Annotated in this window: 9 protein-coding genes and 1 pseudogene; 4 read left to right on the top strand and 6 right to left on the bottom strand. The window is 57.5% G+C overall.

All coding sequences use genetic code 11. From position 1 onward, the window contains the following. Window positions 1-44: 44 nt before the first annotated feature. Window positions 45-503 carry a helix-turn-helix domain-containing protein gene (locus QOL81_RS10135; protein WP_019454454.1) on the top strand — a complete coding sequence of 153 codons (459 nt, stop codon included), beginning with the start codon at window positions 45-47 and terminating at the stop codon, window positions 501-503. Between the two features lie 74 nt (window positions 504-577). Here the strand turns inward: QOL81_RS10135 and QOL81_RS10130 are convergent, their stop codons facing one another. The 4 genes from QOL81_RS10130 to QOL81_RS10115 are packed head-to-tail and all read right to left on the bottom strand — an operon-like array spanning window position 578 to window position 5,541. Continuing rightward, window positions 578-1,645 (bottom strand): fimbrial protein, encoded by a 1,068-nt coding sequence (locus QOL81_RS10130; protein WP_369819303.1) that lies wholly within the window; start codon window positions 1,643-1,645, stop codon window positions 578-580. Window positions 1,646-1,659: 14 nt separating this feature from the next. Next, window positions 1,660-4,254, bottom strand: a complete 2,595-nt coding sequence (locus QOL81_RS10125) for a fimbria/pilus outer membrane usher protein (RefSeq protein WP_060421332.1) — start codon at window positions 4,252-4,254, stop codon at window positions 1,660-1,662. A gap of 12 nt (window positions 4,255-4,266) precedes the next feature. After that, entirely contained in the window at window positions 4,267-4,953 is a 687-nt protein-coding gene (locus QOL81_RS10120) for a fimbrial biogenesis chaperone (protein ID WP_038880905.1), read from the bottom strand. Between the two features lie 48 nt (window positions 4,954-5,001). Continuing rightward, on the bottom strand, window positions 5,002-5,541 hold the full coding sequence (locus QOL81_RS10115) for a fimbrial protein (RefSeq protein WP_060421329.1): 540 nt from the start codon (window positions 5,539-5,541) through the stop codon (window positions 5,002-5,004). A gap of 514 nt (window positions 5,542-6,055) precedes the next feature. Between QOL81_RS10115 and QOL81_RS10110 the strand changes: the two genes are divergently transcribed. The 3 genes and pseudogenes from QOL81_RS10110 (at window position 6,056) to QOL81_RS10100 (ending at window position 9,195) form a co-directional block, all read left to right on the top strand. Then, window positions 6,056-6,772: an EAL domain-containing protein gene (locus tag QOL81_RS10110; RefSeq protein ID WP_033637688.1), complete on the top strand. Its 717-nt coding sequence runs from the start codon at window positions 6,056-6,058 to the stop codon at window positions 6,770-6,772. A 21-nt stretch (window positions 6,773-6,793) separates the two neighbouring features. Next, window positions 6,794-7,384: a LuxR family transcriptional regulator gene (locus tag QOL81_RS10105; protein WP_004939094.1), complete on the top strand. Its 591-nt coding sequence runs from the start codon at window positions 6,794-6,796 to the stop codon at window positions 7,382-7,384. Window positions 7,385-7,569: 185 nt separating this feature from the next. Continuing rightward, window positions 7,570-9,195 (top strand): annotated as a pseudogene (locus QOL81_RS10100) (FMN-binding glutamate synthase family protein). Window positions 9,196-9,303: 108 nt separating this feature from the next. Here QOL81_RS10100 and betA read toward each other — a convergent pair. Both betA and betB read right to left on the bottom strand, forming a co-directional pair. Then, on the bottom strand, window positions 9,304-10,971 hold the full coding sequence (gene betA / locus QOL81_RS10095; protein ID WP_060421324.1) for a choline dehydrogenase: 1,668 nt from the start codon (window positions 10,969-10,971) through the stop codon (window positions 9,304-9,306). A 224-nt stretch (window positions 10,972-11,195) separates the two neighbouring features. Then, window positions 11,196-12,668, bottom strand: a complete 1,473-nt coding sequence (gene betB / locus QOL81_RS10090) for a betaine-aldehyde dehydrogenase (RefSeq protein ID WP_197757566.1) — start codon at window positions 12,666-12,668, stop codon at window positions 11,196-11,198.

Here is a 12,668-nt window from a genome sequence, read left to right as displayed (position 1 = left end):
AGTCACTGTGACCTGAATGTCGTTTTTGCGGGAGAACTAAAACCATGGATCGCGTCAATATCATTCACGATTTACTAGACTGGATTGAAACTCATCTGGACCAGCCGCTGCTGCTGGATAACGTCGCCGCCAAATCGGGCTACTCCAAATGGCACCTGCAGCGCATGTTCCGCAGCACCACCGGCCACGCGCTCGGCAGCTATATCCGCGAGCGGCGTCTTTCGCAGGCGGCGCAGGCGCTGCGTTCCAGCCCACGCCCGATCCTGGATATCGCCCTGCAATACCATTTCGACTCTCAGCCTTCGTTCTCACGCGCCTTCAAGAAACAGTTTGGCAAAACCCCGGCAGTCTATCGCCGCACCACCCGCTGGGACGTCGCGGAATGGCCGGCGCAGCCGGTAGAGGCGGAGGCCGAACCGCGCCACGATGCCCCTACGCTGCCTCGTTGGTATGCGGGCAAGCCGCCGGAAGGCGTCTGCACCAGCTGGATGGGGCTGCGTTAATCGGCACGGCATAAGGCACAAAAAAGGGGTCAGTTCGCGAGAACTGCCCCCTTTTTTATTGAAGCGACACCGGATTATTTGAAGGTGACGTCGACGTTGGCGGTTGCGTTGAACACCCCGGTCTTCGGCGTATTGGTCAACCACTTCAGGTTCGCGATAAAGGTCTCTTTCACTTCGTTCTGCTTATCCTGCAGCACGCCGCCGAAATCCACGTTGGTTTGCAGTGGGATCGGTTTTTTATTGGTATCACGCTGCTGAGTCAGGAAGATCGCTACGCCCGGCTTGGTGGTCGGCAGGATCTGCGTGTTGTCTGACGGATCGGCGTTGGTGCTGCTGAAACTGGCCTGCAAAGACTGGCCGGCACATTCGCCGCCGCTCAGGCTGGCCTTGATATCAAACGGCACCTGCTTGGCGATAGTGCCAGTTTTGGCGCTGGAAGTCGTCAGCACGCCGAAATCAACGCTGGCGCCGTTGTTGGCCAACACGGTGATCTGCGGGTTGCACTGGATCACGCGGATCTTGTCCAGCCCCTTGATATAGGCGTTAAAGTTGCTGTCTTTGGTGGCGTTCAGGCCACCCACGCCGTCAATCTGGAACAGCGACGCGCGCGCCAGCGGCTGGAAGTTGCCCGCCGGCGGTTTCACCCCGGTAGCCTTGATATACACCGAATAGGTGGCCGTCACCGCCTGCGGCGCAGCCGGGCTTCTGCCGTTAGTGCGGATCGTACCCGGCCCCAGATTTGGACCGGTCGGCGTCTTGCCGCTTTGCAGCAGGTTGACCGAATCATAGTCGATGCCATTAATAGACACCCCAATAGACAACGATTTATCCAGCGCCCCGAACGAGTTTTGCGGGTTCCAGTAAATGTAGGCGTTTTCCCCCTGTGGGAATCTATCTGTATCCCAGCAGGTAAAGGTGGAGGTAAAGTTCTGCGAACGCCAAATCAGGTTGCCCGCCACAAAGTCGCTGGCGGCCAGCACGATCGGACGGCCGACGTCAATATCCTGCGTCACGCTGCCGGTTGGCTTGCTATTGCCGGTCGAGTTGCCGAAGCGGCACTGCATCGCCGACGCCTGTTGCGCCATCGCCAACCCGGCCAGCCCCACCACCGACAGAAGTGTGTTACGTGCTAATTTGCTCAAGTTCATGGTGTACCTTACAGTTTTTGGCATTGCAGGGTCAGTTCCTGATATCCCATGGCCACTTGTTTGTCGCCCACGTTCACCGGGATCGGCAGTACGCATTGCTGGTCGGCTTTCGGGCCCCATTTGATCGTCAGTTTTTCACCCGCTTTCACCCCGGAGACATAGGTCGCGCCGTTCAGGCCCACGGTACCGCTGTTGCGGCCGGACTCGTTGAACACGCCGGCACCGATGGCCGGATAGCCGTTATCACCCAGACGAGCGTGAATCAGCAGGCTGACGCCCTTGAAGGTATCGAAGCTCACCTTCACCACCGATTTCTCGGTCGGGACCACTTGTTTACTGGCCACCGGCACATCCAGGCCCGGGCCGAAGTCTTCGGTACGCAGCGCAACATAGTTGTAGCGGTAAGCGGTAGCCGACGGCACCACTGCATAACCGAAGCGGTCGATGGTCACGCCCGGCTGGTTTTCCAGACGCACGCCTTTGGCATCTTTCGCTTCCACCAGCAAGATGGTGTTCTGCAACGGCTGCGTCAGGGTCGCGCCGCCGGAGTGCACCAGCAGGCCACCGGAGAGGCCCAGCCCTTCCTGACGGTATTTCGAGCTATAGGCATAGCTACCGTCGATGTTACCGATGCTGCTGCTGTAGCCCAGGTTCAGGTTGCTGCTCTGACCGGAGGACTGCGTATGCCCGGTGGAGACCGAGTAGTTCATGCGACGGTCGTCCAGCATGGTGCCGCTGATACCGGTCGAGTAGCTGTCGCCGCTCTGCTTGCTGTGCGCCGCACTGAAGTTGGCAGTGGTTGAGTTGTTGTTCTGTCCCCAATCCAGCGGGATCGACATCGTGAAGTTCACGCTGCGATCGGAATAACCGTACTGGCCGCGCGTATCCTGCAGATAAACGCCGTAGGAAATGCGCTTGAAGCCATCGTTGTAGCCCAGCTGAATCGTGCGATCGTTGCCGGACACGCCCCAGTAGTTCTGGTGGCTCACGTTGGCGTACAGGCTGGCGCCCGCCCACAGCTGCTGGCTGAGCGACAGCTCGACGCGTTCGCGTTTGTTGCCGTAGCGCGCAGTGTATCGGGTACGTTTCTGGTTGTTGCTCCAGGAAGGCTGGCCCGGTTGCAGATCGTTCGGATCCCAATAATCGTTGGCATAAAAGCCGTTGCGCCAGCGGTTGCGCTCCTGGACCGCATCACTGAGATCATAATAACCGGAAGTCGCATAGCGATAGCCCGCCAACTGGAAGTTGGTACCCATCTGGTTAAGCGACTTGGAGTACAGGAAACGGAAGCTCTGCCCCTGTTTGCGATCGCCGTTCGCCAGCTCGGTATCGGAGATCGAACCGTCCACGGAGATGGCACCCCACGATCCCAGGCTCTTACCGATACCCACGGCGGCGGAACGGTAGTGTTCGGCGATGATGGCGCCGCCGAACGGCGTCAGGCCATAGTTCATGCCGTATGCCGCGGTGCCCTGGATCAGCTTCGGCTGATAACCGCCATCGCCGGTGTGGTATTTACCGGCAGTCAGCTGGAAGTTCCAAATGCCTTCTCGCAGCATGTTGGCCACGGAAGAGTAGGCGACGCTGAACGTTTTATGCGAACCGTCGGCCTCGTTCACGGTGACCTGCAGGTCACCGTTGTTGGTATGCGGATAGACGTCGTGGATCTCGAAAGGACCCGGCGCGACGTTGGTGCTGTAGATGACGTAACCGTTCTGGCGAATTTCGACGCGGGCGTTGGTTGCCGCCACGCCGCGCACCACCGGCGCATAACCGCGCAGGCTGTCCGGCAGCATGTCGTCAACGCTGGAGAGTTGCACCCCGCGGAACTGGAAGCTGTTGAACACGCTGTTGTTGGTGCTCGCCTGCCCCATCACCAAACGGCTGCGCCATGGCACGATGTCGGTCTCGGCCCAGGAAGAGACGTTAGTCCAGTTGCTGCTGCTGCCGCTCTGTTTGTCCCAGGTGGAGTTGTTGCGCAGGCGCCATCTGCCCAGGTTAAGGCCGCTGTTCAACGCGAGGAACATGTACTCGCTGTCGTCGGCGTCATCTCGGCGATAGCTGTTCTTGTTGTAGTTGAAGTTATAGTTGGCGAACAGCGCGTTGATGCCTTCATCGTACATGCTTGGCGGGATCGCGCCGATAGCGCTCAGATCCATCATGGTCTGAGGCACGGAAATGTTGATCTGCTGCACCGCCGCGTCATAGCTGACGGTGGCGTCTTTAATCAACGCAGGCAGATCAACGCAGCTGCCGGCCTGCAGCGTTTCCGGCAGTTTGATGCCGTAGTTGCGCAGGTCTTCAACTTTCAGGCAGGGTTGAGACGCGGCCTGGCCTTTAGCCTGACGAAAAGTAACATCCTTATGATCGACCTGAGTCAGGTTGACGTAGATGTCGAATGGGTAAACGCCCGGTTGCAAAGCATCGCCCTGGGCGACCGCTTCCGCGTTGCTCAGGTTTTCATCGCCGTGAATAAACGACATGTTAAACTCTGCCAGCGCCGCTTCACTCCATAACATCGGCGCACTGGCGGCAATGATTGCAATTCGGATCAGCTGTGTCAGCCGCGTCGTTCCGCCTGCTACTTTTCGTTGATTTGCCATTCCCTGTCTCTCTTATTGTACTGGAACGTCCTTGACTTCCGTTCTACCGCCAAAATCGTTGATATAACTGAAAGCAATCTTGTTGCCGACGCTGACGCCCGCCGGGATGTTGATCGATAAGCGATCTTTCGGGTTCACCATATTGGCGTCCACATCCACGGTCTTGCCCGCGCTGTTTTTCAAATGCAGCGCCCCAAAGGTGATATGCAGCGGGCCATCGTTAATCACTTGCAGACGTGAACCTTCACGCTGCCAACGCAAGTTTTGTACTTGCTCGTCCAGCGTCGTTTTCAACGCCACCGGCCGGTAAAAAAGTTTGATTCGGGTACGCACCGCAACCTGAAGCACGTTTTCCTGCTTCGGTGCCGGTGGAATTTCCTGCACGTTAATCCACAGCAGAGTTTCTTTATCCTGAGGTAAACCCGTACCGGAATAGATAAAGCGCAGAACTGCAGTTTTAGCGGCGTCCAATTTCAGAATCGGTGGAACGACAACGACAGGCAGATTTTTCGGCACTTGGTTTCTGTCACCGGTGTCCAGCCAGGTCTGCACCATATAAGCTTCTGAAGCATCGTTATGGATTGGCAGCGAGGCGGATTTGTCATCGCCTTTATAAATCACGCGAGTGGCATCTACCTGGATACCGGCGTAGCTGTTAAAGGCGCCCAGCATCAGCAGAGCAGCAAAGAACTTTTTCATCGGTTTCCTCTACGGGCCATCCTTGGCCGTGTGTGTCCTGAAAGACGATTATTTGTATTCGATGGTGAACGGGCTGGTGGCGTTAGCCAGACCCGCGGTCACTGCAGCGAATGAACGGTAACGAGCCTGCAGGTTGAAGGTCGCTTTACCGTCAGCAGCGATGGTGACTTTCGCTACGTCGTCTTTGATGTTGGAACCGTCGCCGATAGCGAATGGCTTGCCGTTGTTGTCAGTGATTTCGATACCCACGCCGGTAGCTGCAGTGCCAGTGCCACCCACGTTGCTTACGGACAGCAGGTCTGGGTTGCCGGCAACGGTGTTACCGTCGAAGCGCAGGCTGTAATCGCCGGCATCACATTTTTCCAGAGAGATCTGGAAAGCTTTAGATGCAGATTTGTCACCCACGTTTTGGAAAGCAGAAGTTGGGTAAGTACCCAGGTAAACTTCTTTATTCTGAGTATCGCTAGTTACCTGGCAGGTAGACTGTTTGATTTCACCGGTGAATTTAACAGTGCCGCTTGCTGCCATTGCGTTGGAAGCAGTTGCAGACAATACCAGGGCAGCCAAAGGCAATAATACTTTTTTCATTTCCAGCTCCATAGAACAATAAAATAATCGATTCAGTGGCGGGCTTATATATATATTGCCGCCACTGAGCATACACTCAGCGATAGCACTCCCTTGCTGAAAAGGAGCGTTGCCTCGATGAACTCATTGCCGGACGAAATATAGACTAAGCATATTCTTAATGTTAAATCGTTTAAAACATTCATAAGGCCCCTCTTGATAGGAATAAACTATCGGCGGATACCTATCGATCGATGTTGACGATTCATATGAATAGGAATAATCTGTGTTTGGGAAAGCTGCAGAGTTCAAGATTTTGCATTAAGGCCTGAAAATCAGAATATTATCCCGAATATTTACATTTAGTAACAGATTGCGACGTTTGGACTTTGGCACGAATTACGCGTTAAATGGTCTGTCGACACGCTTCGGCCATCCTGACGTTTTAAATAAGAAATTTACCAATAAACCCGGAGTAACTTTCTTTTTAATCATTTAAAATCAACAAGTTAAATATCAATCCAAGGATTGGGAAATGAGCGGTTCTTTCAGAGAGAAAAATAACGGCATTAATTATGTTTTTCAGCCAATGTTCGCGAAATCGGGACAATTGCTGGCCGTTGAATGTCTGTCTCGCTTTACGTTTAATAGCGAATATGCCCATTTTTCTCCTGAACAGTTCTTTCGCCACGCCGACAGTGCCACTCGGATTGAGATTTTGATGGATCAGATCAATCTGATCGATAAATACAAACACTGGTTTCATGAAAACCAAGTGATAGCCACTTTGAATGTTGACGATTATTCCCTGCAATCGCTGGCGAATACTCACTTTGCCGAAAGAATTAACGCTATGCGCTGTATTCATTTCGAGATCAGCGAGAATTCAACCCGGCTGGTGAAAGATCGCGTGCACGGCGATCCGTCATTGAATAGTTATTCATTTTGGCTCGATGATTTTGGTTCTGGCTATGCGGGTTTTTCCGCGTTGTACAACAGCCAGTTCCGCTTCGTTAAGCTCGACCGTTTTCTGCTTTGGGACTTCATGAAAAAGTCCGGCGGCGAGGGCTTGATGCGCGCGTTACTGCGCTTCTTTTACCTTAATCATTACAAGGTAATTATCGAAGGAGTTGAAACTCCCGAACACAAGAAATGGCTGGATGAAATGCCATATTACGCACTGCAGGGAAAGCTGTGGAAGGAATCCAGCATCAAGGATTTGAACTCGCTTCTTACAGCTGAATACTTTTAACTCGGTATTGGTGTTTGCCCTATGTCTAAAAACAACGTTCTTGTGATTAGTGAGTGTAAGTACAGCTATGTTGGCCTGTCGGTGCTGCTGAAGAAACACTACGGCGCGTACGATATCCGCCTGTTTTCCGATTTCATGCACGGCGGCGCCAAAGCAGAGAAGATCACCAAGCACGATATCGCGCTGATTTTCACCTCGCAAAACCTCGAACAGAGCGTCAACGTGATCGAAAGCCTGGTGTCCCTGCACCAGCAGTACAACAGCAAAACGCGCCTGTTGGTGTTCTATGACGACGAGCGCGTGGTGAAACTGTTGTCGATCCTGGGGATTTCCGTCGAGTTGGTCTCCACCCGCATTCCGCTTTATTCGCTGCAGGAAAAAATCCAGCGGCTGCTGGAAAGCAAAGAACCGGGCGGCATCAGAGTGCAGAAAACCCGCGAGCTCAGCCCGGCGGAAAGCGACGTTATCTTCAATCTGCTGCGCGGCGACAGCCTGCTGCACATTGCGGAAAAGCGCGGTACGCACCCAAAAACCATCTTCTCGCAGAAATACAGCGCGATGAAAAAGCTGCGGCTGCGCAGCATGAGCACCATCTTCGTCGCCGGCAAATAACCTGCCCTGGCTTGTTGCGCGGTACGCCGCGCGGCAACCGGCTCGCCCCCGCCAAGTTAAATTAATGTAACAACCAGCGACAAAGCAGCAACAGACACACAACATCCTCTCCTGTTGGCTACGATTTGCACACGGATTATCCGTGAGTCATGTCGTGTGGATTAAAATAAACATCAGGAGATGTTATGAAGTCGTCCTTATTCAGCCGCTACACCTGCTTTGTGCTGAGCATCTTGCTCACCCTGGTTTTCTTAATCATGATGCGCAACCATCCGTGGTTCTGGCTGCCGGCCCTGGCCTGCGGTGGCTTGATGGTGCTGGGTATCTACGATCTCACGCAACAGCGCCACGCCATCTGCCGCAACTACCCGATCATCGGCCGCCTGCGTTTCTTCTTCGAATTCATCCGTCCGGAACTGCGCCAGTATTTCCTCGAGCAGGATAATGAAGAGATCCCGTTTTCGCGCACCCAGCGCACGCTGGTGTATCGCCGGGCGAAAAACGAGATGGGCGACAAGCCGTTCGGCACCCTGCTGGACGTCTATCAAACCGGCTATGAGTGCATCGGCCACTCCATGCGGCCGGTGGAAGCCGCCGACCCAACCAGTTTCCGCATCACCATCGGCGGCGCCGACTGCCGCCAGCCCTACTCCGCGTCGATCTTCAACATTTCGGCCATGAGCTTCGGCGCGCTCTCCGCCAATGCCATCCGCGCGCTCAACCTCGGCGCGGCCAAGGGCAATTTCTACCACGACACCGGCGAGGGCAGCATCAGCCGCTATCACCGGGAAAACAACGGCGATCTGGTGTGGGAGCTGGGCAGCGGCTATTTCGGCTGCCGCACCGCCGACGGCCATTTCGATCCGCGGCGCTTTGCCGAACAGGCGCAAAGCCCGCAGGTGAAAATGATTGAAATCAAGCTCAGCCAGGGCGCCAAACCCGGCCACGGCGGCATTCTGCCGGCGAAGAAGGTGGATGCGGAAATCGCCGCCACCCGCGGCGTGCCGGAAGGGGTCGATTGCATCTCGCCGGCGTCGCACAGCGCCTTCACCACTCCGCTGGAAATGATGCATTTCATCCAGCAGCTGCGCGAGCTGTCAGGTGGCAAGCCGGTCGGTTTCAAGCTGTGCATCGGCCATCCGTGGGAGTTTGTCGCCATCGTCAAGGCGATGCTGCACACCCGCATCCTGCCGGATTTCATCGTGGTAGACGGCAAGGAAGGCGGCACCGGCGCCGCGCCGCTCGAGCTTTCCAACTATATGGGCATGCCGCTGCGCGAAGGGCTGCTGTTCGTGCATAACACGCTGGTAGGCTGCGGCCTGCGTGACCAGATCAAGGTAGGCGCCAGCGGCAAGATCATCAGCGCCTTCGACATCGCCAGCGTGCTGGTGCTCGGCGCCGACTAGGTGAACTCGGCGCGCGGCTTTATGTTCGCCGTCGGCTGCATCCAGTCGCAAAGTTGCCACACCAACCACTGCCCGACCGGCGTGGCGACGCAAGATCCGCTGCGGCAAAAGGCGCTGGTGGTGCCGAACAAGGCGGAACGCGTCTACCACTTCCATCAAAATACGGTGAAAGCGCTGGCGGACATGCTGGCGGCGGCCGGCGTCAGCCGCCCGGAGCAGCTGACCTCGCACCATATGCTGCGCCGCATCACGCCGACCGAGATCAAGGTGTACGCCGATATCTATTACTACCTGGAGCCGGGCGCGCTGCTGCAGCCGGAGATCAAAAGCGAGTTCTATGCCCGCATGTGGCGTATGGCGACGCCCACCAGTTTCGATCAGGCGATCTCGCTGCCGGCGGCATGATGGGATAAGGAATAAAAGGGAGTTGCCCCCTCGCCTTGGGGAAGAGCATATGGAGAGGGGTTGCTTGCTACGGCGGCCCTCCCCCTCAACGGCGAGAGGGCGTATCGGTTACTGCTTGCGCACCGGCGCATCGCCGGCGACGTAATAGTCGGCGGTGCTGCGCGGCAGCGGCGCGCGCTGGCGAATGCGATCGGCTAACTTCTCGGCGATCATGATGGTGGTGGCGTTCAGGTTGCCGGTGATGATCAGCGGCATGATCGACGCATCCACCACCCGCAATCCTTCCATGCCGTGCACCCGGCCCTGACCATCGACCACCGCCATCTCATCCTCGCCCATCTTGCACGAGCAGGACGGGTGGAAGGCGGTTTCGGCGTGCTCGCGCACGAAAGCGTCCAGCTGCTCGTCGGTCTGCACCTCCGGCCCCGGGCTTATCTCGCGGCCGCGGTACTCGTCCAGCGCCGGCTGCGCCATGATCTCGCGCGTGATGCGAATAGCGTCGCGGAACTCCTGCCAGTCCTGCTCGGTCGCCATGTAGTTGAACAGAATGCTCGGGTGCTGGCGCGGATCTTTCGATTTCACCTGCACCCGGCCGCGGCTCGGCGAACGCATCGAGCCGACGTGCGCCTGGAAGCCGTGCTCTTTCACCGCGTTGCTGCCGTTGTAGTTAATCGCCACCGGCAGGAAATGATACTGAATATTCGGCCAGGCGAACTCTGCGCGGCTGCGGATAAAACCGCCGGCCTCGAACTGGTTGCTGGCGCCGATGCCGGTGCCGTTGAACAGCCATTCCGCGCCGATCTTCGGCTGGTTGAACCATTGCAGCGCCGGGTACAGCGACACCGGTTTCTTACAGGCGTACTGCAGGTACATCTCCAGGTGATCCTGCAGGTTTTCCCCGACGCCCGGTAGATCGTGCACCACGTTGATATCCAGACTTTTCAGCAGCGCCGCCGGGCCGACGCCCGAACGCTGCAGGATCTGCGGCGAGGCGATGGCGCCGGCGCACAGCAACACTTCGCGCCGCGCTTTGGCGTGGGTCAGCTGATTGCTGTCGCCCTGCAAATAGTTAACGCCCACCGCACGCTTGCCGTCGAACACGATGTGGTCGGTCAGCGCATGGGTGACGATTTTCAAGTTCGGCCGCGAACGCGCCTGATCCAGATAACCGCGGGCGGTGCTGGCGCGGCGCCCTTTCGGCGTCACGGTGCGATCCATCGGGCCGAAGCCTTCTTGCTGGTAGCCGTTCAGATCGTCGGTGCGCGGGTAACCCGCCTGCACGCCGGCTTCCACCATGGCGTGAAACAGTTCGTTGTTGCCGGCTTTCGGCGTGGTGACGCTCACCGGGCCCTCGCCGCCGTGATAATCGTTCGGGCCGATATCGCGGGTTTCCGCCTTGCGGAAATACGGCAGGCAGTCCAGATAGGTCCAGTCTTCCAGACCCGGCGCCTTGGCCCAGTTATCGAAGTCCATCGCGTTGCCGCGAATGTAACACATGCCGTTGATCAGGGACGAACCGCCCAGCCCTTTGCCGCGGCCGCATTCCATCCGGCGATTGTTCATGTGCGGCTCAGGATCGGTTTCATACGCCCAGTTATAGCGGCGGCCCTGCAGCGGAAACGCCAGCGCGGCCGGCATCTGAGTACGGAAATCCATCCGGTAATCCGGGCCGCCGGCTTCCAGCAGCAGGACGCTGACGTCGGCATCCTCGGTCAATCGGGTGGCTAACACGTTGCCGGCGGAACCGGCACCGATAATGATGTAGTCAAATTCCATTCATTATCTCCTAAATATTCGTATGCCTGAATGATGCGAATGGCTTGAATTCCGCATGCTGAATATAACAAGGCAGTTTTGGATGCGAAAAAGATATATCCCCTATGGATTTCGAGTTACAGCTAGGCGGCAAGGGCGCAGAGCCCCAGGAGCTTACTCAAGTAAGTGACTGGGGTCTGCGCTCGCAGCCAACAACGCTGTAGCTTGAAAGACGACGGGGATAGTTAAAATACCGAGGCGTATTCGCCCAGCTCGACCTGCACCGATTTGATCTGGGTGTAGTGCTCCAGCGTCGTCAGGCCGTTCTCGCGGCCAACGCCGGACTGCTTGTAGCCGCCGACCGGCATTTCCGCCGCTGACTCGCCCCAGGTGTTGATCCAGCAAATACCGGCTTCCAGCTGGTGGATCACGCGGTGTGCGCGAGCCAGATCGTTGGTCACCACGCCCGCAGCCAGGCCGAAGGTGGTGTCATTGGCGCGGCGCACCACTTCCTCTTCGCTCTGGTAGCTGAGAATGCTCATCACCGGCCCGAAGATCTCCTCGCGCACGATTTCCATGTCGTCGCGGCAGTCGCTGAATACCGTCGGCGCCACGTAAGCGCCCTTGCCGAATTCGCCGTGGGTGACGCGTTCGCCGCCGCACAGCAGGCGCGCGCCGCTGTTCTTGCCGCTCTCGATAAAGCGCAGCACCGACTCCATATGCGCGAAGCTGACCAGCGGCCCGAAGTTGGTCTGCGGGTCGGTCGGATCGCCGAGGCGAATGCGCTTCACGCGCTCGAGGATTTTCGCCTCAAACTGCGCCTGCAGCGCCGCCGGCACGAAGACGCGGGTGCCGTTGGTGCACACCTGGCCGGAGCTGTAGAAGTTGGCCATCATGGCGATATCGACGGCGCGATCCAGATCGGCGTCGTCGAAAATAATCAGCGGCGACTTGCCGCCCAGTTCCATGGTGACTTCCTTCAGCGTCGACCCCGACGCGTTGGCCATCACCTTCTTGCCGGTTTTCACCCCGCCGGTGAAAGAGACTTTGGCGATGCCCGGATGGTCGGTCAGGTACTGCCCCACCTCCGCGCCGCTGCCGGTCACCACGTTGAACACGCCGTCCGGCAGGCCGGCTTCGGTGTAAATTTCCGCCAGCTTCAGCGCCGTCAGCGACGTGACTTCGCTCGGTTTGAAGATCATCGCGTTGCCCGCCGCCAGCGCCGGCGCGGACTTCCACAGCGCGATTTGAATCGGGTAGTTCCAGGCACCGATACCGGCCACCACGCCCAGCGGTTCGCGGCGGGTGTAAACGAATGAGGTTTCGCGCAGCGGGATCTGTTCGCCTTCAATGGCCGGGATCAGGCCGGCGTAATACTCCAGCACGTCGGCGCCGGTGACGATGTCCACCGCGGTGGTTTCCGACATCGCTTTGCCGGTATCCAGCGTTTCCAGCGCCGCCAGCTCATCGTTACGCTCGCGCAGAATATCCACCGCGCGACGCAGGATGCGCGAACGCGCCATCGCCGTCATCGCCGCCCACACCTTCTGCCCGCTGGCCGCGCTGGCCACCGCACGATCGACGTCTTCAGCGCCGGCGGCCTGGACTTCAGCCAGAACTTCGCCGTTCGCCGGGTTAATGGCGTTGAAGGTTTTTCCAGCGGTGCTGTCTACATAGGCGCCATGAATATAGAGCTTCTGCAAGCCAAAACGGGACAT

This window comes from Serratia sp. CC22-02 (assembly GCF_900182895.1).
GTDB lineage: Bacteria > Pseudomonadota > Gammaproteobacteria > Enterobacterales > Enterobacteriaceae > Serratia > Serratia nevei.
Note: the sequence above shows the minus strand (reverse complement) of the source record. Positions and strands in the feature narration are given on the sequence as shown.

Coding starts and splice junctions, on each gene's coding strand:
- QOL81_RS10105 (WP_004939094.1), top strand. CDS start 6,794: ATGTCTAAAAACAACGTTCTTGTGATTAGTGAGTGTAAGTACAGCTAT.
- QOL81_RS10110 (WP_033637688.1), top strand. CDS start 6,056: ATGAGCGGTTCTTTCAGAGAGAAAAATAACGGCATTAATTATGTTTTT.
- QOL81_RS10135 (WP_019454454.1), top strand. CDS start 45: ATGGATCGCGTCAATATCATTCACGATTTACTAGACTGGATTGAAACT.
- QOL81_RS10125 (WP_060421332.1), bottom strand. CDS start 4,254: ATGGCAAATCAACGAAAAGTAGCAGGCGGAACGACGCGGCTGACACAG.
- QOL81_RS10115 (WP_060421329.1), bottom strand. CDS start 5,541: ATGAAAAAAGTATTATTGCCTTTGGCTGCCCTGGTATTGTCTGCAACT.
- QOL81_RS10120 (WP_038880905.1), bottom strand. CDS start 4,953: ATGAAAAAGTTCTTTGCTGCTCTGCTGATGCTGGGCGCCTTTAACAGC.
- betB (WP_197757566.1), bottom strand. CDS start 12,668: ATGTCCCGTTTTGGCTTGCAGAAGCTCTATATTCATGGCGCCTATGTA.
- betA (WP_060421324.1), bottom strand. CDS start 10,971: ATGGAATTTGACTACATCATTATCGGTGCCGGTTCCGCCGGCAACGTG.